General features: G+C 43.0%; 26 protein-coding genes. 14 read left to right on the top strand and 12 right to left on the bottom strand.

The genetic code is table 11. The annotated features are described in order from the left end of the window. Positions 1-77: 77 nt before the first annotated feature. A complete protein-coding gene (gene ruvB, locus ACFS6H_RS02790; RefSeq protein WP_386094994.1) occupies positions 78-1,112 on the bottom strand; it encodes a Holliday junction branch migration DNA helicase RuvB in 1,035 nt (344 codons plus the stop codon). Positions 1,113-1,209: 97 nt separating this feature from the next. Here ruvB and ACFS6H_RS02795 point away from each other — a divergent pair, with 97 nt between their 5' ends. Both ACFS6H_RS02795 and ACFS6H_RS02800 read left to right on the top strand, forming a co-directional pair. After that, positions 1,210-1,782 (top strand): hypothetical protein, encoded by a 573-nt coding sequence (locus ACFS6H_RS02795; protein WP_386094996.1) that lies wholly within the window; start codon positions 1,210-1,212, stop codon positions 1,780-1,782. Between the two features lie 130 nt (positions 1,783-1,912). Then, positions 1,913-2,140, top strand: a complete 228-nt coding sequence (locus tag ACFS6H_RS02800) for a YtxH domain-containing protein (RefSeq protein WP_386094998.1) — start codon at positions 1,913-1,915, stop codon at positions 2,138-2,140. Positions 2,141-2,226: 86 nt separating this feature from the next. Here ACFS6H_RS02800 and ACFS6H_RS02805 read toward each other — a convergent pair whose 3' ends face one another. Together ACFS6H_RS02805 and ACFS6H_RS02810 are read right to left on the bottom strand one after the other, a co-directional pair. Then, entirely contained in the window at positions 2,227-2,469 is a 243-nt protein-coding gene (locus ACFS6H_RS02805) for a hypothetical protein (RefSeq protein WP_386095000.1), read from the bottom strand. 81 nt (positions 2,470-2,550) lie between these two features. Then, positions 2,551-2,685 carry a hypothetical protein gene (locus tag ACFS6H_RS02810; protein WP_386095002.1) on the bottom strand — a complete coding sequence of 45 codons (135 nt, stop codon included), beginning with the start codon at positions 2,683-2,685 and terminating at the stop codon, positions 2,551-2,553. A 92-nt stretch (positions 2,686-2,777) separates the two neighbouring features. Here ACFS6H_RS02810 and ACFS6H_RS02815 point away from each other — a divergent pair, with 92 nt between their 5' ends. Continuing rightward, entirely contained in the window at positions 2,778-3,908 is a 1,131-nt protein-coding gene (locus ACFS6H_RS02815; protein ID WP_386095004.1) for a glycosyltransferase, read from the top strand. A 2-nt stretch (positions 3,909-3,910) separates the two neighbouring features. On the opposite strand, the gene ACFS6H_RS02820 is transcribed toward ACFS6H_RS02815, so the two are convergent. Further along, the gene (locus ACFS6H_RS02820; RefSeq protein WP_386095006.1) at positions 3,911-4,957 is read right to left on the bottom strand and encodes a hypothetical protein; all 1,047 of its coding nucleotides are present in this window, start codon (positions 4,955-4,957) and stop codon (positions 3,911-3,913) included. Positions 4,958-5,145: 188 nt separating this feature from the next. Between ACFS6H_RS02820 and ACFS6H_RS02825 the strand changes: the two genes are divergently transcribed. The 5 genes from ACFS6H_RS02825 (at position 5,146) to tnpA (ending at position 9,252) form a co-directional block, all read left to right on the top strand. After that, positions 5,146-5,802, top strand: a complete 657-nt coding sequence (locus ACFS6H_RS02825) for a phosphatidylserine decarboxylase family protein (RefSeq protein WP_386095008.1) — start codon at positions 5,146-5,148, stop codon at positions 5,800-5,802. A gap of 365 nt (positions 5,803-6,167) precedes the next feature. Then, complete coding sequence (locus ACFS6H_RS02830) at positions 6,168-7,379, top strand: beta-ketoacyl-[acyl-carrier-protein] synthase family protein (RefSeq protein WP_386095010.1); 1,212 nt, start codon at positions 6,168-6,170, stop codon at positions 7,377-7,379. A 19-nt stretch (positions 7,380-7,398) separates the two neighbouring features. Beyond that, positions 7,399-7,659: a phosphopantetheine-binding protein gene (locus tag ACFS6H_RS02835; protein ID WP_386095012.1), complete on the top strand. Its 261-nt coding sequence runs from the start codon at positions 7,399-7,401 to the stop codon at positions 7,657-7,659. Continuing rightward, positions 7,659-8,549, top strand: a complete 891-nt coding sequence (locus ACFS6H_RS02840; protein ID WP_386095014.1) for an LpxL/LpxP family acyltransferase — start codon at positions 7,659-7,661, stop codon at positions 8,547-8,549. Before ACFS6H_RS02835 ends, ACFS6H_RS02840 begins: the two co-directional genes overlap by 1 nt. A gap of 253 nt (positions 8,550-8,802) precedes the next feature. Further along, complete coding sequence (gene tnpA / locus ACFS6H_RS02845) at positions 8,803-9,252, top strand: IS200/IS605 family transposase (RefSeq protein WP_386095016.1); 450 nt, start codon at positions 8,803-8,805, stop codon at positions 9,250-9,252. A gap of 78 nt (positions 9,253-9,330) precedes the next feature. Here tnpA and ACFS6H_RS02850 read toward each other — a convergent pair whose 3' ends face one another. The 3 genes from ACFS6H_RS02850 to ACFS6H_RS02860 all read right to left on the bottom strand — a co-directional run bounded on the left by ACFS6H_RS02850 (position 9,331) and on the right by ACFS6H_RS02860 (position 11,680). Continuing rightward, on the bottom strand, positions 9,331-10,233 hold the full coding sequence (locus tag ACFS6H_RS02850; RefSeq protein ID WP_386095018.1) for a hypothetical protein: 903 nt from the start codon (positions 10,231-10,233) through the stop codon (positions 9,331-9,333). Positions 10,234-10,269: 36 nt separating this feature from the next. Beyond that, complete coding sequence (locus ACFS6H_RS02855) at positions 10,270-10,935, bottom strand: hypothetical protein (RefSeq protein WP_386095019.1); 666 nt, start codon at positions 10,933-10,935, stop codon at positions 10,270-10,272. A 61-nt stretch (positions 10,936-10,996) separates the two neighbouring features. Then, positions 10,997-11,680 carry a hypothetical protein gene (locus ACFS6H_RS02860; protein WP_386095021.1) on the bottom strand — a complete coding sequence of 228 codons (684 nt, stop codon included), beginning with the start codon at positions 11,678-11,680 and terminating at the stop codon, positions 10,997-10,999. Positions 11,681-11,899: 219 nt separating this feature from the next. On the opposite strand from ACFS6H_RS02860, the gene ACFS6H_RS02865 reads away from it, so the two are divergent. Then, positions 11,900-12,538 carry a DsbA family protein gene (locus ACFS6H_RS02865; RefSeq protein WP_386095023.1) on the top strand — a complete coding sequence of 213 codons (639 nt, stop codon included), beginning with the start codon at positions 11,900-11,902 and terminating at the stop codon, positions 12,536-12,538. A 65-nt stretch (positions 12,539-12,603) separates the two neighbouring features. Here ACFS6H_RS02865 and ACFS6H_RS02870 read toward each other — a convergent pair whose 3' ends face one another. Then, positions 12,604-13,395: a GLPGLI family protein gene (locus ACFS6H_RS02870; RefSeq protein ID WP_386095025.1), complete on the bottom strand. Its 792-nt coding sequence runs from the start codon at positions 13,393-13,395 to the stop codon at positions 12,604-12,606. Between the two features lie 212 nt (positions 13,396-13,607). On the opposite strand from ACFS6H_RS02870, the gene ACFS6H_RS02875 reads away from it, so the two are divergent. The 5 genes from ACFS6H_RS02875 (at position 13,608) to ACFS6H_RS02895 (ending at position 18,296) form a co-directional block, all read left to right on the top strand. After that, a complete protein-coding gene (locus tag ACFS6H_RS02875) occupies positions 13,608-15,287 on the top strand; it encodes a sensor histidine kinase (RefSeq protein WP_386095027.1) in 1,680 nt (559 codons plus the stop codon). Then, complete coding sequence (locus ACFS6H_RS02880) at positions 15,287-15,979, top strand: response regulator transcription factor (RefSeq protein WP_386095029.1); 693 nt, start codon at positions 15,287-15,289, stop codon at positions 15,977-15,979. The genes ACFS6H_RS02875 and ACFS6H_RS02880 overlap by 1 nt, the downstream gene beginning before the upstream one ends. A 32-nt stretch (positions 15,980-16,011) precedes the next feature. Continuing rightward, positions 16,012-16,314 (top strand): hypothetical protein, encoded by a 303-nt coding sequence (locus tag ACFS6H_RS02885; RefSeq protein WP_386095031.1) that lies wholly within the window; start codon positions 16,012-16,014, stop codon positions 16,312-16,314. 351 nt (positions 16,315-16,665) lie between these two features. Continuing rightward, entirely contained in the window at positions 16,666-17,025 is a 360-nt protein-coding gene (locus ACFS6H_RS02890) for a BlaI/MecI/CopY family transcriptional regulator (protein ID WP_386095033.1), read from the top strand. Between the two features lie 5 nt (positions 17,026-17,030). After that, positions 17,031-18,296, top strand: coding sequence for a M56 family metallopeptidase (locus ACFS6H_RS02895; protein ID WP_386095035.1), 1,266 nt, complete (start codon positions 17,031-17,033; stop codon positions 18,294-18,296). Here the strand turns inward: ACFS6H_RS02895 and ACFS6H_RS02900 are convergent. The 4 genes from ACFS6H_RS02900 to metH form a co-directional block, all read right to left on the bottom strand. Beyond that, positions 18,286-20,940 carry a carboxypeptidase-like regulatory domain-containing protein gene (locus ACFS6H_RS02900; RefSeq protein WP_386095037.1) on the bottom strand — a complete coding sequence of 885 codons (2,655 nt, stop codon included), beginning with the start codon at positions 20,938-20,940 and terminating at the stop codon, positions 18,286-18,288. The two genes, ACFS6H_RS02895 and ACFS6H_RS02900, sit on opposite strands and share 11 nt — an antisense overlap. Further along, positions 20,937-21,824, bottom strand: a complete 888-nt coding sequence (locus tag ACFS6H_RS02905; RefSeq protein ID WP_386095039.1) for a GLPGLI family protein — start codon at positions 21,822-21,824, stop codon at positions 20,937-20,939. Before ACFS6H_RS02905 ends, ACFS6H_RS02900 begins: the two co-directional genes overlap by 4 nt. 153 nt (positions 21,825-21,977) lie before the next feature. Beyond that, positions 21,978-23,285, bottom strand: a complete 1,308-nt coding sequence (locus ACFS6H_RS02910; protein WP_386095041.1) for a DUF937 domain-containing protein — start codon at positions 23,283-23,285, stop codon at positions 21,978-21,980. Between the two features lie 270 nt (positions 23,286-23,555). After that, on the bottom strand, positions 23,556-26,246 hold the full coding sequence (gene metH / locus ACFS6H_RS02915) for a methionine synthase (RefSeq protein WP_386095043.1): 2,691 nt from the start codon (positions 26,244-26,246) through the stop codon (positions 23,556-23,558). Positions 26,247-26,253 lie beyond the last annotated feature (7 nt).

Here is a 26,253-nt window from a genome sequence, read left to right on the forward strand (position 1 = left end):
CCTTTAATGAACAAGTGACAATGGGCAATTAGCAATCAACAATTCATCATTCATCATTCATTATTCAATGGATCTGCTTACCAGAACTGTCCCTGCCCCGGTAATGCGCCCGGCTTTTGTTTGCCTAAATGTTTATAAGCTTTTTCTGTGGCTTCACGTCCTCTTGGTGTACGTTGCAAAAACCCTTCCTGTATTAAAAAAGGTTCGTACACTTCCTCAATAGTACCCGCTTCCTCACCTACTGATGTGGCAATGGTGGTTAACCCCACCGGCCCGCCTTTGAACTTTTCAATAATGGATGCTAATATCCGGTTATCCATATCATCCAGGCCATACTCATCCACATTCAATGCTTTTAAGGCATGCTGCGTAATACCTACATCTATGATACCATCATTCAATACCTGTGCAAAATCGCGTACACGGCGTAACAATCCATTCGCAATACGTGGGGTGGCACGGCTGCGGCCGGCAATTTCCCTGGCGGCAGCTTTATCAATGGTAACATTTAAAATACCGGCTGCACGTAATACTATCTTTTGCAACGTATCTAATGAATAATATTCCAGCCTTGATTTGATGGCAAAACGGGAAAGTAAAGGTGCAGTCAATAATCCGCTACGGGTAGTGGCGCCAATTAAGGTAAAGGGACTGAGTGCCAGCTGCACACTGCGTGCATTGGGGCCGCTGTCGATCATAATATCAATACGGTAATCCTCCATGGCCGCATACAGGTACTCTTCCACTACGGTACTTAAGCGGTGTATCTCATCAATAAACAACACATCATTAGGCTCCAGGCTGGTCAGCAATCCCGCCAGGTCACCGGGTTTTTCTATTACCGGGCCACTGGTCTCTTTAATGTTCACGCCCATTTCATTGGCCACAATACGCGATAAGGTGGTTTTACCTAAACCGGGAGGGCCATGAAACAATACATGGTCCAGGGCCTCGCCACGTATCTTGGCTGCCTTGATAAAGATGGTCAGGTTCTCGATGATCTGTGGCTGTCCGGCAAATTCCTTTATAGCTGCCGGCCGGATGCTGTTCTCAAAATCGGAGTCGGCTGAACTGAGTTTTGATTTATCGTTATTTAAGTTAGGATTACTCATAGTGTATATACTGCAAGATACAAAGGCTTACCCTATGTTTTAGTATATTGCCATGGAGGTTGATAAAACTTTTGAATATTAAGAAAATAACAGGCGCATGAAATGTATCTTATTTTTTTGTTTGCTATTAACGCTGGCAGGTAACAGCCTCACAGCACAGTCTGCCACAGGTGTACAACAATTCTGGAGCCGGCTGGAAAAACTTTGTGGTAAAAGTTACGAAGGCACTATCACTGCCGGCGGACGTGAAGGAGATGGCTTTACCGGCCAAAAGCTGGTGATGCAGGTATTGGATTGCAAGACCGGTGTAATTAAGATACCTTTTTATGTTGGTGAAAATAAATCACGCACCTGGATATTAACCCACCAGCAGGAAAAACTGACCTTAAAGCATGATCACCGTCATCAGGACGGTAGCCCGGATAGTATTACCATGTATGGTGGTACAGCCAGTAATACCGGTGCGGCGGGTATGCAGGTGTTTCCGGCCGATCAGCAAACCTGCAGCTTAATTCCTTATGCCTGTGGTAATGTATGGTGGATGACCATTGAGGATAAAACCTTCACCTATAATTTACGACGCATCGGCAGCGACCGGGTATTTACGGTAAGTTTTAACCTGGAAAAGCCGGTTACCTTTAACCATAAGCCCTGGGGCTGGACCGATTGATGATATTTATCATAAAAAGCTGGTTATAAACCGCTGAAGACCCGGATTTTAGATTTCGCTTGCTTTATTTGGCATAATTATTTATATTAATAGTGTAAAGAGGAATTATAAACCCCCAAAATATTACACTATGAACAAATTACTTACCGGACTGGCAGTAGGCGTTGTTTTAGGTATTTTATTTGCGCCTGACAAAGGATCAGAAACAAGAAGAAAAATCGCGGACCAGGGCCGTGATCTGAAAGATAAGTTTAACGATTTGGTAGATGACTTAGTGCATAAGTTTGATGAAGCTGTAGAAGATGTTGCCGAAGGTGCAGAAGATTTTGCAGATAAGGCCAAGGCAACGATGCGATAACCGTAGCAAACTATGGTTTACAGCAATTAAAAAAAGCCCGTGTTGTACAACACGGGCTTTTATCGTTAAACACTATTTTTTATAGGTTAATTTTTGTTGATTAAAAACCGGAAGGGTTTCAGTTCAACAAACTGCACGGCCTTTTTAATTTTCTTCACTCGGTTAGTTATATAATCCCTGTCCACTAATTCATGGGCATTATAAAATACCTGGCTGTTCTCCAAATGGGCCAATATGGCATGTAAACCTTCCACTTCCTGTGCCAGTGCCTGGCTGGAAAGTTGTGCCTGGTTTAACAATACAATCAATTCTCTGTTTGGCAAGCTCATAGCAATGCGATTTAATCCTTAACCATACTATCAGTAAGTATAAACAGGTCAACTACCTGGTTTATACCTGCAATCGTTATTCTATCTTACAGCGGGACAACCGCAATTTTTACTTTTACGGCCACCATTGCCCGAGTAGTAGTTTTTACTACAGGATGAAACGGCAATCATGGCTACCAATAATACAATTAACAAGTTTACTCTGGATATTTTCATTTTACATCTTTTATCAAAAAATTGGCTACTTATCTTCGCTTATTCTAAGTTAAAACTATTTTACTGACATTTTATTATACAGCAGCTTAAAATTGGAAAAAATTACCCCAAATAACAGGGATTTACCCGATAATACCCGCAAATGGAAGGTGCTGATCGCTCCTTTGGACTGGGGTTTAGGCCATACCACACGCTGTATACCCCTGGCGCATAGCCTGGTAGAATTGGGTGTAACCGTATTTTTTGCCGGCAATGAGCAGCAAAAAGAATTATTACAACAGGAGTTTCCCAACAACCCTTTTTTGTACCTGGCCGGTTATAATATCCGTTACAGCAAAACAGCGGCCGGGCTTACCTGGAAACTGGCTACACAGCTGGGGAGGATCAGAAAAACTATCCGCTACGAACATGACTGGCTGCTGCAACAGGCAAAAGAGCATGGTTTTGATGCCGTGATCAGTGATAACCGTTTTGGCCTCTGGCATCCGTTCATTCCCAGTATTTTTATCACCCACCAACTGGCCATTCAAACACCGGTAAAATGGGCGCAAAAACTGGTTCAAAAGATAAACTACCGTTTTATTGACCGCTTTTCTGCTTGTTGGGTACCGGATATGCCGGGAACCATAAACCTGGCGGGTGTTTTATCACACCCGGTAAAAATGCCGCGTATACCTGTCAGTTATATCGGCATCTTATCCAGGTTAAAGCCCCTGGAAACGGGTAAAGCACCAGGACACCTGTTTGTTTCCTTATCCGGGCCTGAGCCGCAACGCAGCCTGCTGGAAAAAAGTATCTTAACACAACTAGGGAACTACCAGGGCATGGCTATAGTAGTAAGAGGTCTTCCCGGTAATGTGAAACTGCCACCGGCACCCCCGCATATTGTTATACATAACCACCTGGATACTGCAGCTTATAACCAGGCGCTTTGTGCAGCAGGTATGGTGATCAGCCGTACAGGCTATAGTACCGTGATGGACATTATGGCTGCCGGGCAAAAAAGCATTTTAATACCTACACCAGGTCAAACGGAGCAGGAATACCTGGCCGAATACCTTGTAAAAAAACAGCTGGCATTATGTTATACCCAGCAACAGTTTAACCTGGAAGAGGCACTGGTAGCTGCCGCTACCTTTAATTATCAAAGATTACCTGCAGTGCCTTTATATAAAGAGATAGTAGCCGGTTTTGTTAAAACCCTTTCAGGTAATAAGGAGTAGTCTTATTTACCAGGCGTTCGTTTAAATATTACCGCAGCGTTCTGTTGCAGATCGGCACTAAAATGGATCTGGGTACGTTTATCACCCTCGTACACCACCAGCAAGCCCGTATTAGGCGGGTATTTACCCAGGTTTTCGGCAAATAAAATCAGCGTGGTTTCGTCTGTCCCGGGACTTATATGGATGGTTTTGCGTAAGGCTGTTGACTTTAAACAGCTTTTATCAAAAATCACTTCCCCGTTCAGCTGCACACTCACGGTATCGCCATCGATCTCGCCATTGTCATATAAAGCCAGTTGCAGGCTATCGGCCGAAAAGTAAACAGTATGGGTGCTGCCAATACTCCGTTGACCGATTTTTTGTTTGGTTGACAACCCGGGTACTATGGCCCCGCCCGGCATCTTGTTTTCCGGTGTTTCTGGTACCGTTTTTTCGTTTTTTGCCGTGCTAACAGGCGACATGGCTGGTTGGGCTTGGCCGGATTTTTTTTGCTCCACCGTTTTTGGGCCAGCCGCAGTAACAGGTTTGTTTGCTGTTAAAAAGGGGAGGTTCTTGGTGAGGTTCAACTCCTCCAGATGTGCGGTGATTTTTGCCTGCTGCTGGTCTTTAGCCGGGGTCAGGCTCATCTGGCCAGTGATCGCATAGAATTTTTTTGTTTTATTGGTCTTCCAGGTGCCGTTTAACTGCCAGCTGCTGTCGGCTTTATTAAGTTGAAAAAAATAGCTGGTCACAATGCCTTTGTCCAGTTTACCCCTGAAGTTGTAAGATAATATCTCATCATCCTTTACCTCGCAAATACTATCCTTAATAGTACCCTTTACCCTTTTCATAATATAATACAGGGTATCGTTTACAATAAACTGGGTATGGGCATAGCCATATACTTTGTTTGCATATTGGGTAAGTGCCAGTTCAAAAGACTGATCTTTCCGGGTAGTGGTGCTGTCGTTGGTGAGTGTACCGGTCCAGATACCATTTAAACCTGTCTGCTGGGCGCCTGCAACCAGGGTGGTGCCGATAAGTAAGAATATTAACAGGAAGCTTTTCATGAAAAACAGATGATATTGGTTATTACGCCTTTAAACGGTGTAAAGGTATTATTTATTTCATGCCTGACCCGTTACACCTGTATTATTTATGAAGGACTGTCATTAAACTGTTTTATAAGCTGTACAATGCACAGGTATAGTTGATTTTAACAGCGACAATGTTATATTTGCAGCCTAATTATTCAATAATGACCATACACAAAGAAGGTACCGCCTCTATTGCCATTGCAGCCATTTTTTTTGCTGTAGCCAACCTGATCTCTTTTTATTTTTTAAGCTTTAGCAGCCCGGTTATCAGCTCCCTTATCTTTATTGTTACTTTAGGATTGTTCCTGTTTATCATATCATTTTTCCGTATACCCAAAAGGCAGTACACTTTTAACGAGAATGCCATTATTGCCCCCTGTGATGGTAAGGTAGTGGTGATTGAGGAAGTACAGGCCGATGAATACTTTCCTGACCGCCGGATACAGGTATCTATTTTTATGAGTCCCCTGAATGTACACGTTAACCGTAACCCGGTTACCGGTGAAGTGGTACACAGTAAATACCATAAAGGCAAATACCTGGTAGCCTGGCACCCTAAATCATCTACCGAAAATGAACGCCATACCGTAGTATACCGCAAAGGCAATAAAGAGGTACTGACCAAACAGATTGCCGGTGCCCTGGCCAAACGTATTGTAAATTATGTACAACCCGGACAACAGGTAAACCAGAATGACGAGATGGGCTTTATTAAATTCGGCTCCCGTGTTGACCTGCTCCTGCCCCTGGATGCCAAGATCAAAGTAAATATTGGAGATAAACCCAAAGGTGGTGTTACGGTAATTGCAGAGTGGTAGTTAAGATAGTTGTAAGTTATAAGTAATAGGTTTTAAGTAAGAAGGCTAATACTTTAGGTGCCGGGCACTGTTGATTAGCATTACCGGACGATGCAGTGAGTGACACAACCAAAGCCTCATCAGGGCCGGGACGCCGGTTTCAAAAAAAATTGCCGGCACTGTTGTAAAGCTCCCGCTACCTGGCTATTATACCCGGTTAACAAAAGTTTTTATTAAACTATTCACAAAGGTTTATACTTCCCCCTGCACCGGTAAATTGTAATTTTCTTTTTTAAAAAAATTATTCTATTTTCAATTTCGACCAAATAATTAACCGGCTGCTGAGACAAGCCACCGATATAAATATTATTTAGAACTACCGCACGATGAAAAGAGTTGTTATAACAGGCTTGGGGATTTATTCTTGTATCGGTAAAAACCTTGAAGAGGTGAAGGATTCATTGTACCAGGGCAAATCGGGGATCATTTTAGACCCTGTACGCAAGGAGTTTGGCTACAGATCGGGATTGACCGGTTATGTGGAAAGACCTACCTTAAAAGGTGTGCTGGACAGGCGGGCCCGTATTATGTTGCCTGAACAGGGCGAGTATGCTTATGTAGCCACAGTAGAGGCCCTGCAGCAGGCAGGTATTGATGCGGATTTAATAGAAAAACTACAACCTGGTATTATATACGGCAACGATAGCTCGGCCAAACCGGTTATAGAATCAACCGACGTGATACGGGAGAAAAAAGATACGACCCTACTGGGATCGGCAGCGGTTTTCCAGACCCTGAATTCCACTGTTACCATGAACCTGGCCACCATTTTTAAGCTGAAAGGCATTAACCTGACAGTTAGTGCGGCCTGCGCCAGCGGCTCACATGCTATTGGCCTGGGTTATATGTTGATTAAAACGGGGATGCAGGATTGTGTGATAACCGGCGGAGCCCAGGAGATCAATCATTTATCCATGGGATCTTTTGACGCCCTGGGAGCTTTTTCGGTTAGGGAAGACGAGCCGGAGAAAGCCTCACGCCCCTTTGACCGGGACCGGGACGGCCTGATTCCCAGCGGAGGCGCTGCTACGGTTATACTGGAAAGCCTGGAATCGGCACAACAGCGTGGCGCTCATATCATTGCAGAGGTTATTGGGTATGGGTTTTCGTCGAACGGGGAGCATATTTCCAATCCAACTGTCAGCGGGCCTGAAAAATCGCTGCGTATGGCCCTGAATGATGCCAATATTGATGCTGCGGCCATTGATTATATTAATGCCCACGCTACCAGCACCCCTGCAGGCGATGCCAGCGAGGCCAAGGCTTTGTATAATGTATTTGGTACTACCCCCATCAGTTCTACCAAATCCATGACCGGACACGAATGCTGGATGGCGGGCGCCAGCGAAATTGTGTACAGCTGCCTGATGATGCAGCACAATTTTATTGCCCCCAATATCAATTTTGAGCACCCGGATGAGGATAGTGCAAAATTGAATATCATAAAAGCTACCACCGAAGCTAATATAAATGTATTTTTGTCGAACTCTTTTGGGTTCGGGGGCACCAACTCGAGCCTGATTGTAAAAAAATGGTAACTGCCGCCTTAAACTATTTATGAAAAGTAACGAAGAAATTATCGGGATAATCAATGATTTCCTGGTTGAGGAGTTTGAAACTGACCCTGCACAGATTGAGCCTGAGGCTAACCTGAAACAAGTGGTTGAGCTGGATAGCCTTGACTATATAGACCTTGTTGTTGTTATTGAGAACAACTTTTCCTTTAAAGTAAAACCGGAGGACTTTACCAATATTGTCACCTTCCAGGATTTTTACAACTACATTATCTCACGTGTTAATGCAAAAGTGCCTGCCTGATGTCGCAAACATGGCAGGGAAAGTCTAAAGGCACCCGCCTTGGTTACCGCATTTTTGTAGGCATTTTACGTAAGGCCGGTGTACAACCTGCCTATTTTTTATTACGTTTTGTAGCCGGGTATTATTTTTTGTTTTCCTGGAGATCATCCGGGCATATCTGGTATTACCTGCGTCAACGCCTGGGATTCTCCTTTTTAAAATCATTGCGTTTACTGTACCGTAATTATTACCAGTTTGGTCAAACCATTATTGACCGTATTGTAATGATGAGCGGCATCCCCAACCGGTTCACTTTTAATTTTGATGGCGAAGAACACCTGCACCAGATGGCCGCAGCCGGTAAGGGTGGTTTATTATTAAGCGCCCATGTGGGCAACTGGGAAATTGCCGGCCACCTGCTTAAACGCATTAACACGCCCATTAATATTGTGATGTATGATGGGGAGTATGAAAAGATAAAGGATTATCTGAGCGGTGTTACCGGCCAACGCAATGCACAGATCATTGTAATTAAAAACGATCTCTCCCATATTTACCAGATCAACGAAGCGCTGGAGAAGAACGAGTTTGTCTGTATGCATGCCGACCGTTTTGTAGCCGGTAATAAAAGTATCAGCATTCCTTTTTTAGGTGCTGAAGCCCCTTTCCCCGCAGGCCCCTTTGTTCTTTCATCACGCCTGCAGGTACCGGTTAGTTTTGTATTTGCCTTAAAGGAAACCGGCACACATTATCATTTTTTTGCTACGCCTCCGCAAACCTATTATACCCTTCCGAAAAACGAATCAGTACAAACCATGCTAGGCGATTTTGCTTCGGCCATGGAAGAGAAAGTAAAAGCCTATCCCGCGCAGTGGTATAATTATTACGCATTCTGGACAGAGAAGTCCTAAAATATTGCATTAATACTGGTATTGAATGGTGTCCGGATATAAGCCAGGTTTTTTCTCCCTCTATATTATTTATTGTACTCCGGTAACATATATTCAATAACAAGTAGATATGTAGTCCTGCTCCTTTCCGGAGAAATCATTTAAAGCATGTAAATTTATATACGACCATAGCTCACGGTTTAAACCGTGAGCTATGGTGAATGAATCTCACCATAACCATTTTAATGGTTTTTAACCACCAAACCTGCTAACCATGCCACACTCATTTAACAAAGTCTGGATCCATGCTGTCTGGGCTACCAAAAACAGGATGCCATTGATCAACCTGCGGGTTGAACAAAAAGTTTATTCATTCATATCAACACAATTGACCGAACTGGGCTGCCTGGTAAAAATCATCAATGGCATGCCCGACCATATTCATTGTTTGTTTTTATTGAATGTTCAAAAATCAATTGCTGATATCATCAAACAAATTAAAGGGAGTAGTTCGCATTTTATTAACCAGGCTGATCTGATACCGGAGAAATTTGCCTGGCAAACGGGGTATGCATCATTTTCTGTTTCTGAATCCTCAGTTGAAAGGGTGTATGAATATATAAAGAATCAGAAAGCCCATCACCAGGAGAAAAATTTCACACAGGAGTATCAGGCTTTTTTAAAGCTATACGGGTTTAATCCCGATGAAGATACTGAACGTTGAAATGGTTAAAACCATTGTTTTGATTTATTAAATTCATAGCCCGCGGTTTAAACCGCGGGCTATGAATACCTCACCCGATTAATTATTTTTAAATTTCTTATAAGCTGCCTCCCCATCAAAACAATCTTTGCCGCGTTTGCTGATAAATTTTGCAGCAAGCCAGGCTTTCATTTTTTTGGTATCTGCTTCAAAGGTTTCTGATTTATCCTTTACCTCACCCTTATCCAGCCACTGGTTACAATAGTGAATATAATATAACAACCCGGCCCCGCTCATCGAATAAGGCGCTGAGAGTTGTATGATCTCATTTCTCCGCCAGATACCCTGTTGGATATAAATTCCCTGCTCATCTTCCAGTTTCTTCACATCATCAGTATTAATATTATTTCTTGTAAAATAAAAATTCAGGTAGCGATGACCTGCCGTTATTATTTCTATTGCCCTGTCGTAAGTTACTTTATCGAAATACCGCCGGTTATCCGCCGTTTTAAAATACCAGCACCAGGCAGTTAAGCCCAGGTCATGAAAGAAAAAGGACAACACCGCTTTTAAATCATTGCCAGACCAAAAACCCGTCAATTCACTGTATTTATATTTAATATTAGGCCGTTCACAATAATGCAGTGGTGTGGTAAATAGTTCTTCCGTTGGTGAATAATCAATATCGATGGTCATGGCGGTAGTTGTTTTGCCACAATCACTACAGGTAGTAATAATGTTTATTTCCCTGAAATCGGTGGTGCCTTCCCGGGGTATATATTCAAACTGAACGGTGAACCATTCGTTTTTACAGGAACATTTTTTCTTTTTAGGATATTCGTTTTGTATCAGGTCGTACCAATAATCCAGGCTGTCGAGAATAAGGTAGTTTTCATCTGTTTGAGTGGTTAAAAGGCCTACTCCATCTTCTTTTAACAGACGGACCTGGAAAACATTTTCACCCTTCTTAGTTATAATATTGTTGATTAGGCTTGTTGACATTGTTAGTTTTTATATCCCTAATATGTTTAAATTAATTTATTCTTCATCATTATATAACGAAAAATTTCTCAGCGATTTGAGTCCAAAATCTTTTTGTGTGGTTGTATCAAGCCGGTATTGCTCATAGTAAAAAGCATAGGACTCTGTCACAATTGTATCCAACAGCCAATCACGCTTTTTTACATCATATCCGAACCTGTATTCCGAAACCTGCTTCGTGTTACTGCCACAGTATTCATTAACGATGATCTGTCCTTTTTTTGCCGTCATACCGCCATAGGGGTCAGACATGCCGCAACAGGTTCTGCAAGGTAGCGCTTTGGTATTTTTAAACAGGAATTTTTGAAACCCATCTCGTTTTCCTGAGAACACCAAGAGTTCTCTGGGTAAATACTCTCGTGAAAAGGGCATAGTGTCTTCACCGATTGTTCTGGTCACTAACACAATATCCTGTATACCATCAATATTGATATCACCGGAAAAAGTATCCATTGGCTCCTGCCCCTTACTTATATACCTTGTGACCCACAGCGGTAGTATAATTTTTTCGCCGGACCGCTCCCAACTCCAGTTAAAAGCGCTCTGCCGGTTTGTATCGAGCTTTGCCTGGCCTAGGGCGTCCTGCTTCTTAACAGGCAGTTTCCCGCTATTATTCCCACATGAAAAAAGAAAGCAGACTAAAATAAGAAGCAGTTTATTCATTATATCCCGGTTCAGCCAATAAAGTGCTATGATAGCTCAGTTAGTTGCGGCAACAGCGGTTTTAATCTTTTTTACTAACAATAAGATTCCTGAAATGAGCCTCCGTTCCCGGCCCTACCCATAAACCAATGCTTCCCCGTAAACCTTCACCATGTTTCAGATCCGAAACGATCAATACAGGCTGAGCCGCATCATGCACAAATAATTTTGCCGTATTGCCCTCTACTTCTATTTTTACTTTTGTCCACTTACCCGGTTCCAGGTCAACATAGCTTTCATATTTCTCCGGAAATTCTTTTCTAAGCTTGTACCAGGGAAATTCGGGGAAGGAAATATATTGGGTTGAATGATTGCGGCGTACCTGGTCATCGGCCCGGCCGTTTGTGGGACGCAGGTAAAAACATTCAAATTTTTCGTTTGCTTTATCTACCCTGAAAGCTATGCCTACAAAGCCCCTGGCACCTTCACCGCTGTTCTTCATCGGCTCACCTGCCAGCTCCACTTCAATGGTGCCGTTATGGAAGGCGGTATCGCTTAGTTTTGCTATTCTTAATTCTGTATCGGCGCCTGGTGCGGCGTCATATACTTTTACCGATTTCTTCCCTTTAAACAATGCCGGTTGCATTCCTACATTCGCCGATTTTAAATGTATGGTGTCTGTCAAAGTATATTGGAGCTTACCCGTTTGCGACTGTATAAATGTACCGGCGAAAATAACCGGTATAAAAAATAATAACCGTTTCATCTATTGATCGTTTATTAAAGGTTTCTGTTAATACCTAAATATAAAACCAATTCTAAAACCCAAAAGTTAAATTATGATCAATGGTGCTTTAAGTTGTACGTAATAAGTGGAGCATTGTACGCTTTTAGCTTTCAGCATTAAGCTTTGGGCCTTCTTCCCACCCCTTGTTTATCTCCCCAAACCTTATGAACTTTGCCCTTTTAAAATTGTAATACTATCATGAAGACAATATATTACTGTTACGACGCCTATTGCGGCTGGTGTTACGGCTTCAGCGGGGTAATGAAAAAACTGAGCGAGACCTATAAGGAGCATTTTTATTTTGAGGTATTAAGCGGCGGCATGATCGTAGGAGAGCATGTAAAACCTATCAGCGCCATAGCCAGTTACATTAAAGAGGCATACCCTACGGTAGAAGAAAGGACTGGTGTAAAGTTTGGTGAAGATTTTTTGTGGCATATCAACAACCCCGATAAAAGCGACTGGTACCTCAACTCGCTTAAACCGGCCATAGCCTTATCTGTGTTTAAAGATTACTACCCCGATAACCAGGTAGCATTTGCCGCCGACCTGCAATATGCATTAAACTTTGAAGGCCGCGACCTGGACGATGATGAGGCCTATCGTCATTTACTGGAAAAATATACCATCCACCCGGAAGAGTTTTATACTAAACTAAAAAGCCCTGAATATAAAAAGCTGGCCGAAGAGGAGTTTGAAATGTGCCGCCAGCTACAGGTACGGGGCTTTCCCGCTGTATTATTACAGGCAAACGATAATAAGTTTTATATGTTGGGCAATGGTTATACCGATTACGAGACCATGGACCAGCGCTTTAAACAGGTTCTGGAACTTTAATAACAGTTATAAAAAAGAGCCCCTTTTGCTATTCAAAAGGGGCTCTTTTAAAATCCATTTATCTTTTAACTGGTTCTGCCAAAACGCAGGCCACCATTCTTCTGCATTTCATCCATCACTTTCTTCCTTTCCGCCTCATATTCGGCAGTCGTATGTTTTTTCTTGCCTTTTGGGGGTTTAATGGTATCCAGTTTTACTTTATCAGATACCGAAGTAGCTTTATATACAATGCGGCCATTGCCATTGTCCAGCTCCAGGATCAGGCCGGGCAATTGTCCTTCATAAGGGTTGGGGCCGGCAGCTACCGGGATCGCGGTGGTAAACCAGGCCACTATCGGTAAAGTATCTACACTCTCGGCTCTTTCAATTTTACCATCTACCATGGTTGTTTTAAAGCTCTTGGCAATACGCGATGTAGTAGCTTTCATAGCAGGATAACCCAGAATGGTCCTGGTTTCACCGGTCATTTTCCAGTTCATGATCCTGATACTGTCTTCCACAATGAATGTTTTATCAAACAATTCTCTTTTCTCTGTTTTTAATTTGGTATTAAAATCGGTAAATACTACATCGCCGCCACCCATGTTAACAGTACGGAATTGTACGCTACCCGTACTCATTTCCGGCTCAGGGGCCTGTTCGGCTACCTGCCATAGCGATTGGTTATTGCCAAACCTCAGTTCAAAATAGCTGGTCCGGCTTTTGGGTAATTCTACCCCCTCAGGCAGGCCCTGTATCTGTATTTGCCCCTGTAACTGGGTTATCATTTCGTATTGTACTAAACCCGCTTTGGTTTGGGCCATGCTCACGGCAGCTAAAATTGTGGCAGCACCTGTTGCCAGTAAATGTCGTATCATATACATAAATTATTTGCACCAAAGCTATTAGTAAGCGGTTAACTGCTGGGTTAACACACCTTGCTTTTAGGTTAATAAAGGTTAAAAGAACTTGCAGCGCAGTAAGGGCGGCATATTTTTGTATCCCGGTAATAAAACATTAATTGTATTTTCAGTCAGCTTTATACCGGGAGCAGGTAAGTACGGGTTATAAAAAGCAACTCCTTCAAAAAATGAAAGCATCACATTGGTATAAAATATTAGTGGCTCTGGCTCTTGCACTGGTGACAGGCTTCCAGGTCTACTGGTTAAAAGACACCTATAACCGGGAACGGCAGGCTCTTACCGTAAAAACCAACGGCCTCTTCAACGAAATGGTCCGCGCCATGCAGGACTCAGCCCTCCAGGCCCGTATACCTTTCAGATTGGTGAAGGACTCCACCCAGAAAAAAAAGGTCAATGTAAACCAGGTGACCAGGACCCGTCCCCAACCTGCTGAAAAAGATATCAGGATCGCCCGGGTGGCAGCGGCATTACAGCACCAGACCAAACAACAGGACAGTGTACCCGTACCAGGTAATATTGTCATTACGTTCCATAGTGATAATATTACATTCAACTCAATGGACAAATCATTTTTTGATTCCCTGTCACCTGATAAAATTCAGAAAATTGTGGTGGACAGGCGTAAAAGTTTAAAGGACTCCGCCGGGGCACTGGCTTTCCGCGTTTTAGATTCCCTGAAACTTTTTTCCCTTAGAAAAGATAGTAATGCTAAAAAGCCAAAATCAAAACCTCCTGTAAAAGGCGATGTAGCCAATATAAGTGTCAGCACTACCTGGAAAAAAACCAGTGACAATAAGCCTCCCGTTACTACCTATGTAGAACCCAGGCAGATATCCTTTACACTGGACTCCCTGTTTAAGGACCTGCTGAATGATACGGTAATACATAAATCATTTACGAAACTGTTGGTTCAGGAAAAAATTCCTGTCGATTTCAACGTAAGCCGTACTGACAGCACCGATAGCCTGCCGGCAAAAAAAATTACTCCGTTCTCAGGAACCACCGATCAAAACATGTACAAATTACAACTGGGCAATAATACCGGCTACCTGCTTAACAATATAAAACTACCCATATTATTCTCTATACTCCTGGTAGGTGTTACCGTTTTTTCATTCTGGTTATTATACCGTAACTGGCAAAAACAAAAACGCCTTACCGATATTAAAAACGAATTCATCAGCAATATAACCCACGAACTAAAAACACCTATTGCCACCGTAGGGGTTGCCATGGAAGCCCTGAGCAATTTTAATGCACTCAACAACCCGGAAAGGGCCAAAGAATATATCGATATTTCCAAACAGGAGTTAAGCCGCCTGTCCCTGCTGGTAGACAAGGTTTTAAAACTCTCCATGTTTGAAAACCGGGAAATAGAATTGCAGCAATCACCGGTAGACCTGCGGGAGATAACACAGGAAGTGATCAGTTCCATGCGCCTGCAGATTGAAAAAAAGAAAGCCGTATGCCAGTTGGAAGTTACCGGAAATGCTATTGTGAAAGGCGATAAAATGCACCTGTTAAGCGTGGTATACAACTTACTGGACAATGCCTTAAAATACAGTACCGGCAAACCGGTGGTGAATGTAAATATCCGGGCCGACGAGCAGGGTGTACGTCTCCAGGTTACAGATAACGGTATCGGCATCCCATCCGAATATACCGGTAAGATTTTTGACAAATTTTTCAGGGTACCGCATGGCGATGTGCATACGGCAAAAGGGTACGGCCTGGGGCTAAGTTATGTATGGCAGGTAGTACAAAAACACGGCGGCTCCATAGAAGTTTTTTCAAAACCGGGCGAGGGTACTACCTTTAGTATCCAATTACCCAAATTTTCAGCGTAATGACACAGCCAGTTAAAGTACTGTACATAGAAGACGAAACGTTTTTAGGAAAAATTGTGAAGGAAAGCCTGGAAAGCCGCGGCTTTGAAGTACATATGGAAGATGATGGCGCCAAAGCCTTTGCACTCTTTCAAAAAGTACAACCCGATATCTGTGTACTCGATGTTATGTTACCTAACAAGGACGGCTTTGCCATTGCCGATGAGATCAGGGACGTAAATGAAGACATTCCCATTATTTTTTTAACCGCCAAGGTGCAAACCGAGGATGTACTGAAAGGTTTTAATGCCGGCGGCAACGACTATATCCGCAAACCCTTCAGTATGGAGGAGCTTATCGTACGCATACAAAATGCACTGAAAATAAAAACGGGCACACCTGCTGCGCCACCCCAGGATGCCGTATCATTGGGCAGTTACCAGTTTAATATTAAAAGACAAACTTTAAGCCATAACAACGAAGAAAGAAAACTGTCCTATCGCGAAAGTGAGTTGTTAAAACTACTGTACCAGCACCGCGATGCCATTATCGACCGCAGGGATATTTTAAATCTTTTATGGGGCAACGACTCTTTTTTCAACAGCCGTAACCTCGATGTATACATCACCAAACTGCGGAGTTTTTTAAAAGAAGACCACTCATTGGAAATTATAACCATTAAAGGAATCGGGTATAGGTTTGTAATGCCTTAGTGCCTACCTTCACCTAAAGTTATCTGCAGTTTATGAAACCAATGACCCGGTCAAAAGGCACCCTCATCATTTTCATCCTGGTAATCGTTGTGGTAGCCTGGGTTACCAATCCAGGTATGGAAAGTTTTAAAACCTATTTCAGCAAAACCGCTGAACCCAAATCACCGCCCATCATACAAAGGGTTGATTATAAATTTTACTCTATTTACAATGTAACCTATTACGAGGCCAGGCAAATACCACAGCAAACAGCTGATGGCCAGCCCGCCACCGTTGTTGTTCCGGGCAAAACAGAAAAATATGTGGGCCTTTTTACACGGTTTATAAAGCTTTAATGTTTTTGGGGCTATCATCGTCCCGTTCACTCATCGGCTACAGTTCCCGCTGTTCGCTGTACTCCGCCACCATTCCTGCCCTGCACACACCTTCAGCGGGGTGCCGCTGCCATCGGGCAGCCTTTCAGCTTTTTATGGTTATTCAGCACTAATAATGACCAGCCACCAAGAATTGCACAGCGGATTTTCACAGAGTTACAGGAAGGGGTTGAACATTCTACACTTATAGAAAAAACAGCCTAATGCGCTGTATTCATTCCTTTACCACTGTGGGATATAATTATGGTTCCAGGTGAGCTAATATATCTTCTATATTCCGAAATTTCGTATATTTACGAAAACCTATAATAAATGGAGAAACTCTCGGCAAGTGAAGAGGAAGCAATGATTGCCATCTGGAAAACCGGCCCCGGCTTTGTAAAAGATTTTTTGCAGGCCATGGAAAACACAGAAATACCTTATACCACCCTGGCATCGGTTGTAAAAAACCTGGAGAAAAAGGGTTATGTTAAAAGTGAAAAATTTGCCAATGCCTACCGTTACTCCCCCATTATCAAACAGGCCGACTACCGCAAAAGGTATATGAAAGGCGTGGTAAGCAATTTCTTTCAAAGTTCTTATAAAGAGCTGGTAACTTATTTTGCCAGGGATAAAAAAATATCTGCGGAAGAGTTAAAAGATATTATCAAACTGATTGAAAAAGAAAAATAGCCGTCATGGAAAAACTGGGACTACTATTACTGAAAGCCAACCTCGCGATCATTGTATTTACATTGTTTTACTGGTTGTTATTACGTAAAGTAACTTTTTACCGCATTAACAGGGTATACCTGTTATTCGCCATCATATTTACTTTATTATTTCCTTTTATCGATATCAGTTTTTTTAGTCCTGTACAACTGGCTGCCCTGCCCGATATTATACCCGGCGTATTGGTAGAGCCGCAAACAACGGGTACGAGTCCCTGGTATTATGTAACCCTTATCTGGATCACCGGCCTCCTGGCCTTCGCTCTCCGGTTATTCTTCCAGTTCTACTCCCTGTACAACCTGCATCGCCAGTCGGTACCGGCCAAAGAAACCGGTTATATACGTGTGGTAAAAGACCAGATCAGTCCTTTTTCCTTTGGCCCCTACATTTATATTAATCCACAGCTGCACAGCCACGAACAACTGAATATTGTATTGCTGCACGAGCAGATACATGTTAAACACAAACACACCCTGGATATTTTATTAGTGGAAATACTCCTGCTGATCAACTGGTTTAACCCGGCTGCCTGGTTAATGAGAAAAGCCGTGAAAGAAAACCTGGAATATGCTACGGACAGCCAGGTACTTAAAAACGGGGTAATGCCTAAAGAATATCAATACCATTTGCTGAATACTACCTGTATCACGCCTGCTTTCACCGTACAAAACAGCTTTACCATTGCCGATCTTAAAAAACGTATCATCCAGATGAACACGGAAAAAACATCCAGTAGCAGGTTGTTGTCCTATTCCGTAATACCCGTTTTATCCGGACTCTTATTATTGCTGAATAAACCTGTACACGACTTTGCCGAAGATGTTCTGGGCATCACACCCGAAACAATTACCACCACCACTCAAGAAAATGCAGTAAAAGAAAATGAACCGGTTGTTGAAACTGCCACAAGCCAGGGTTCAGGTAATAAGAAAAAAAACACGCTCTACACATTCAAGCCATTACAGGTGGCCGGTGAGGCAGGCAACCGTCAGGTGGTCGATGTTCACGCTCCCGCTGCTTCCTCTCTCACTGCTAACATACAAAACAATACAAAACCCGTTTCCATGCAAACTGCAGAAGTTATTGTAACGGGTTATGCTTCACCTAAAAAAGTAAGTACTGTAAAAGTTGAGGGAGTTGAATTACCCGTTCAGGGCGCAGCTAACGGAAAACAGCAGCCCGATAACCAGGTAAAAGTAGTGCAGGGTTTCCCAATACCTCCTAAAAATTAAACGTACATTTTAACAGCAGCATCCGGCCCCTTATATCATAATGACTCAGCGACGAATAACTGGCATCCACCCTTAACAATTCATAACTGTTAATATTGGCAATATTGGTACAGTCCAGTTCTAAATCTGCTTTCCATTTCTTTACGGGATAACGCAGTTTTGTATCGGCAAACCAATAATTCACGGCTGTATTATCGCTGCTCCTGCTGTAAATATTCCGTAGCTGGAACTGGAACAATAGTCCCTTCATCACCGTAAAGCTGGTATTCAGGTGCTGATCCAGTCTTTGCATATTGTTATTGTTTCCGTTCTTTATACCCTGCTTCATAAAACTATAGGTATAATTACCCGCATAGTTAATACTTATCCTGTTAAACAGTTTCTTATCCAGCGAAAGCGAACTGTTAACGGAATGAAATTTTACCGGGATCAGCTCCTCGTTAATATATTGCTGCATCCTGGTAATACTGTAATTGTTCTTCAGCGAAAGCGTGGCTTTTAAAAAATATAAATATTTACTGCCTCCTGCATACAATTGCCAGCTGCTACGGGTATTAGGTATCGCCAGTAAAATATTTCGCTTTATATCACTGGTAATTTCCGTTGCCAGCAAGGTGTTGATGTTCTCTTTTGTAAAAGAAAGGCCGCCGTTTAAAAACAACATCTGCAAAGTACGCTGGAAATTATAGCCTATACCGGCAGTGTGTCCCGAGCGCTCCTGTAAGGGTGCATTGTTTGCCTGTAGCGAACGGTAATTGGTTAGTATAACACCGCGGTATACCGTATGTATGTCAGATAAACTGTTTTTATAACTGTAAGATGCAGTAAAGGTTTCCTGTGCATTAATATACCATTTATAACTAATGGCAGGGTTCACCCAAAAACGGTTATAGCTTTCTGATAAAGCATATTCCCGCTGCTTATAGCGAATTGACTGTATAGTTACGGGGATACTGATACCTATTTCATATTGATTGGCTTTTACCCAGCTGTAATCCGTACTTATAATGCCCCTGTACCTGTTCCATACAAGGTTATTTCCTGCATCACCCTTGTACCTGTTCCAGCTACCATTGTCCTGCTGTAAAGCCAGGTCACTGTCCAGTTGCCTGTTTTCCTGCAGCAGTATCAATTTATATTGCTGCCGGAACCTTTTTTTATTAAAAAGATAGCCGGCCTGTACATGGTTTTGTAAAACGGTTATCCCGGCCGCCTGTTCCATTGCCTGGTAGGGCATGTTTTCATTTAACAGTTCTGCATGTAAGCCATCATCTATCCATAACCTTTGCGGACGCCGGCCATAATTCAGGTTCCAGGTAAACTCCATAATACCGTTGGTCTTTAATGCCGGTATAAAATGTAGTTCATTACCAAAGGCAAATTGCCTGCCCGATAATTGCTGGCCCAGGCCTGCGGACTGTGTAACCAGCGAACTATACTCCCTGGTAGCGCTTAACTCAGCACTGGTCTGGTTGTTCAGGTAATACTTCTCTTTGTTCGCCTGAATATTAAAACTTCCGTTCAGTATCCATGGCTTCCTTGTCATCAATAACCGTTCAAAATACCCGATAGTATCAGATGCTGTAAACAACTGTGTCTGGTTATAATAATTAACCTCCTGTTTATCTATAAACGCCTGTATATTGGTCCGGAACTGTATGGCATTTTTATTTTTTATCAGGTAGTTGATATTGGCCAGGCCCGACCGGTTGATATAATAATTTCGCCGAGGCAGATCGGGGTCACCGGCCGTACCTGATGATAATATTTCTGACAGGGTCGGTGTTTCCGTATTACGGGGCAATGCCAGCCGGGCTATTTCATTGCGGTAATCCTCACCCGTATTATTTACTTTTACGCTGTTGAGTGTCTTTACTTTTTTATTCAGCATCACCGTATTCATATTGGCCGTGTACAATGCCGGTAAACCGGCGCCGGCCATTCCCAGGCCGGTCAGTTTCCAGCTGTTCTCGTTTTTTAGTACAAGGTTCAGGCCTATATTATCCGTGGTACTTTTATTCCTTAATACCTGAATAGGCTGATGATTCAGGATGATCTCTATTGTCTCTATCATCTCCTTTGTAATCACTTTGGTAGCAGCGCCATAGCGGCCGTTCATCAGGTCATCACCACCCGTGTACAAATTACCGATCTTCTTTCCGTTATACGATATGGTACCATCTTCCGCTATATCAATACCCGGCATCCGTTTCATTACATCCTGTATGGTCCTGTCCTGCTCCTGTGCAAAAAAAGCTACGTTATAACGTATCGTATCACCTTTCTGGGTAACAGGTCTTTGCATCACCGTAACCTCGTTCAGCGACTGAACCGATTCTTTTAACAGGAAATCATACACCAGCCTGTTGTTTACCACAGGCTGGTGTTCTGTTATATAACTGATATGTTTTACCGTTATTACAAGGCTATCTTTGGCATTGGCTGGAATAGTGATAGTATACTGCCCATTGGTATTGGTATGGCCAAACTGTACCACCAGGCCCTTAGGGGTAGTAAGTAACACATTCGCTCCCTTAACGGGCAATTCCTTCTCATCTTTTACAGTGCCCTGTAATACCGTTTGTGCCAGTATACCATTACTAAAATATAAACATATAATAAAGAGGCCGGCTAGTCTTTTCATTTTGACAATTCCAGGGCGTTTTGTAATACCAGTTTTTCTTTCTTCTTTTTGTCCTCCAGTAATTTTGCTACAGCATCGCCTGAATGAAACTGACCACGGTTATCCCTGAACCGAACGGAAACATCGCCGCTTACACCTGACTGCGCCTGCACAATACCTGAGGGATTATCATCAAATGCTTTTTTAGCCTTATCAACAGCTTCACTTTTTACTTTTACCATGGGCTTGGAGCTTTCATTACAGGTAAGCTCTTTGGGCTGGGCCAGGGCAATTTGTTTAAACAGGAAAAAAACCTCTTGTTTGTCATCATAAGCTTCCAGTATTACACCCGGTAAGCCGTTTAATTTCCAGGGGCCTACCGAAAAGGGAAGGTCGCTGGTAAACCATGCCGTATAATTTCTTCCCGCATAGCTGCCTGTAGCCTGCTGGCAGGTATAACCACCCAGTGTTTTGGTCACTTCTGTTACCTTCCAGTTGATCACGGGAAACTTTTCTTCCACTTCATAACCGGCTAAGCCAACCGACTCGTACCGGGTTAATTTTTTTTCAGCAGGGTTTTGCGCCAGGTACCACGTGGTAACACCCCAGTCGCTTACAACAGCCATGGGCCTGCCGGTATATACCCTGGTAGCACCTCCTCCTGAGGGTGGCGGGGGCGTTGCTTCCCTTGGTTCTATTACGGCCGAAAAAGGATAGGTACCATAATAAGTGCTGGTTTTACCTATACGTAATACCAGTTCTTCTTTATGAAGCGTGTCCGGCTTTTGCTTATCAATAATATGTATAAACGAATAAGCTACTTTGGCCACCAGGGGCTCAGGTGTTTGGGCCTTAACAATAACATAGGTTAGCAGTGCAGTAAGGGTTAAAATTTGTTTGAGCATACGTTTCATTTTTACGATTATTTCATAAATATACGAATATTCGTAGATATACGAAATACTGTATATTTATTTATATAGCTCCTTATCCCTTACTGATGAGCAACAAAAAAGCCGCACCGGGGTGCAGCTCCTTTGTTTTGGACGGTGTTCTTATTATTTTTTAGTAACCCGTATATCAACCCTCCTGTTCTGTGCTTTACACTCAGGGGTATCGTTAGGGGCACAAACCGGGTGTAAAGGACCATATCCTTCCGAGGCCAGCCTGTCAGCTGCTATACCCGCTTTTACGGTTTCCTGTAATGCTACTTTAGCCCTTTCACCGGAGATACGGGTGTTTACATCAGCAGCACCGGTATTATCCGTATAACCGCCAAACTTAACCTGTGCATTGGGGAACATTTTTAAAATGGCCGCAATATTTTTGATCTGTTGCTGCGATGCCGGTGTCAATACCGATTTACCGGTTTCAAAATATACCCTGTCCAATGTATACCATTCTTTTGTTTTATCTACTGTGTCTACGGTTTTGTTATTGCTGTTTAAAAATTCAAACAGTTTCGCTTCTGTACTGTTCTCCCCTACATGTAAAACGGTACTATCGCTTAAGGTAATCGTCCTGTCAGCGCCTACATCATAAATATAATTACCTAAAGTATCCAGCTGGCCTTTAATAACCGTTACCTGGCCTTCATTATCTTTTACCGTTCCTACATTACTTAATGTATCACTATGGGTATCGGCCGATTTTCTACCACAGCCGTCACCGGCAAAATACCAGGCCAGTAAACCCAGGCCTATTAAAATTAAAAGCGGTAACAGCCATTTTAACCCTCCTGTTTCATTTACCGCATGTACATCATGTGTTGCATGGCCATGCCCGCTGCTATGTGCAGTTACAGGCGCGGCCGGAATGCTTACACCAGGCGTACTGATGCCGGCAAAACCCAGTAAACTGCTGATGTTACCGGGTATAGCTGCCAGAATATTGGTCTTTTGCGATGCCAATAAACCGGCAAATTCTTCGCTGTTTAAACCATTTGTCTGTATATGATTGCCCAGTGCACCCAAGGTAGCAGGCGTAGCTACGTTTAATATAGAAGATGCCGATGAAGTTTTTATGCCCGCAAACCCTGCTATGGTTTCAATGATCCCATGGGCCTTGTCACCAAAAATAGATTGTAACCAGCTATTGGCCTTGGTTAGCAGGTCGGAATTACCCAACAGGTCCGACACGTTGTTTAAAACGCCGCTGTTACCGGCTTCACGCGACAGGTTAAAAACCTCTGCAGCGCTTTGTTCACTTGTTGCGGCCTTGGTTGATAAACCACCCAGTATTAATGGCAATACAGCCGAAATAGCCTTTTTAATACCATTTTCATTTTCGCCCAGCATATTGCTCAGCTTGGTAACCAGGTCAGGTGTCAGATGTGATTTTACTACATCAAGCAGATTGAATGACATAATTAATTGGTTTTGTTTTAAGTGTTTTTACAGTAGTTTTTCAACAGCTATTATATACTACCTGTAAGCAAGAATGTTACCAAAGTTAAACAGGAAAAGGCCTATCTAATAATAGGTTTTTGTTAAGTGATGATAACTAAGCGCTTAACCTGCTTTTTTTATCGCCCAAAAAATTACGCCTTTTTCCCGGTTTTCGGCCCAACAGGCATAAAAAAAGCCTACCCTTAGGGTAAGCTTTTTAATTATTTTGCCGGGTAGTAAATCCTGGTTTTATTCTAATACAGGACGCAGCCACCTTTCCATCTCCTCTTTGTTCATACCCTTCCGTTGTACATAATTTTCAAACTGGTCGGGCTGCACCTTACCAATACCAAAGTACTGGCTTTGGGGGTGACTGAAATACCATCCACAAACGGAGGAAGCCGGGAACATAGCCAGCGACTCCGTCAGGTGTATACCTGTCGCTTCTTCGCCGCCCAGTAAATGAAACAGTTTATACTTTTCGGTATGGTCGGGACAAGCCGGGTAGCCCGGCGCCGGGCGAATACCCTGATATTTTTCTTTTATCAGGTCTTCGTTACTTAACTGTTCATCTTTAATATATGCCCAGAATTCTTTCCGCGTACGTTCATGTAAACATTCGGCAAAAGCTTCTGCAAAACGATCGGCCAGGGCCTGTAACATGATCTTGTTATAATCATCCAGGGCGGCTTCAAATTTCTTTATATGCGGTTCTATACCATGTATGGTAACGGAGAAAGCGCCCAGGTAATCCTGCAGGCCGGTCTCAACGGGTGCAATAAAGTCGGACAGGGATAAGTTAGGCTGACCGGCGGCTTTCTTTATCTGCTGGCGTAATGATTCCAGGTGCACCTTACCATTATCGGTTGTTACCGCTATGGTATCCGGATCGATGGTATTGGCTTTCCAAAAACCAATAACACCCTGCGCCGTTAACCATTTTTCAGCAATGATCTGATCAATTAACTTATTGGCATCATTGTACAGCTTGGTAGCTTCCGTACCCACCACTTCGTCGGTCAGTATCTGCGGAAAGTTGCCATGTAATTCCCAGGAAATGAAAAACGGCTTCCAGTCAATATAGTTCCTTAACTCCGCCAGGTCATAATTAATAAACTGTGTGGTGCCTTCAAATGTAGGTGCCGGCGGGGTATAATTTTGCCAGTCAATTTTTACTTTATTGTTTTGTGCATCACTGAAGCTCAGGTATTCCTTTACCGATTTTTTATTCTCAAAATCAAACTTCAGTTTATCATATTCCGTTTGTGTCTTGCTCAAAAAATCGCCCTTCTGGCTGCTTAACAAAGACCCGGCAACCGTCACACTACGGCTGGCATCCAGTACATGCACTACCCCGTTGCCATACTGAGGTGCAATTTTTACTGCCGTATGCATACGTGAAGTAGTTGCCCCGCCAATCAGTAATGGCTGGGTCATACCCCTTCGCTTCATTTCATGGGCCACATTCACCATTTCATCTAAAGATGGAGTGATCAGACCACTCAGGCCAATAATATCGGCACCTTCTTTCTGCGCCGTATCCAGTATCTTATCGGTAGGCACCATTACCCCCAGGTCAATAATATCATAACCATTACAACCTAATACCACACCAACAATATTCTTTCCAATATCATGTACATCACCTTTTACCGTTGCCAGTAAAATACGTTTTACATTGCCATTGCCTAATTGCGGGTTATTTTTTTTCTCCTCTTCAATAAAAGGGAATAAATAAGCTACCGATTTTTTCATTACCCGTGCGCTTTTCACCACCTGGGGTAAAAACATTTTACCGGCACCAAATAAATCACCCACTACACCCATACCATCCATCAACGGACCTTCTATTACTTCCAGCGGTTTGGCATATTTTAACCTGGCTTCTTCTGTATCCGCATCAATATAATCGGTAATACCATTTACCAGTGCATGTTTCAGGCGCTCTTCCACGCTATTCGTACGCCATACTTCATTCTTCACCTCCACCTTACCTTTTGCTTTTACTGTTTCGGCAAAGGCGATCAGCTTTTCTGTGGCTTCGTTATTTTCATTGTTACGATTCAGTATCACATCTTCACATAACTCACGCAACTGCGGCTCAATTTCATCGTATACCACCAACTGCCCGGCATTTACAATACCCATGTTCATACCAGCCTTAATAGCATAATACAAAAACACGGAATGCATGGCTTCCCTTACCGGCTCGTTACCACGGAAAGAAAAAGAAAGGTTACTTACCCCCCCGCTTACGCCGGTTAAAGGCATTAATTCTTTTATCCGGCGGGTAGCGTTAATAAAATCAACACCGTAATTATTATGTTCTTCCAAACCGGTGGCTACCGCAAAAATATTAGGGTCAAAAATGATATCCTGGCCTTTAAACCCAACTTTCTCGGTCAGTATTTTATAAGCCCGGTGGCATATCTCTACTTTACGGTCTTCGGTATCAGCCTGGCCTACTTCGTCAAAAGCCATTACAATAACAGCTGCTCCGTAACTCTGGCAAATAATAGCCTGTTCAATAAACTTCTCCTCTCCCTCTTTCATGGAAATGGAGTTTACAATACATTTACCCTGCACACATTTTAAACCGGCTTCAATGATCTCAAATTTTGAGGAGTCAATCATCAGCGGCACTTTGGCAATATCCGGCTCACTCTGTATCAGGTTTACAAAAGTGGTCATTGCCTGTACCCCGTCCAGCAGGGCATCGTCCATGTTAATATCAATGACCTGGGCACCGCTTTCCACCTGCTGGCGGGCAACGCTTAATGCCTCTTCGTATTTGTTTTCACGGATCAGCCGGGCAAACTTTTTACTCCCGGTTACATTGGTCCGCTCGCCCACGTTCACAAAATTTGTTTCGGGGCGTATTACCAGTGGCTCCAATCCCGAAAGACGCAGGTAAGGTTTAATATGTGTTATGTTGCTCATGTATAAA

The organism is Terrimonas rubra, assembly GCF_042686025.1.
Lineage (GTDB): Bacteria > Bacteroidota > Bacteroidia > Chitinophagales > Chitinophagaceae > Terrimonas > Terrimonas rubra.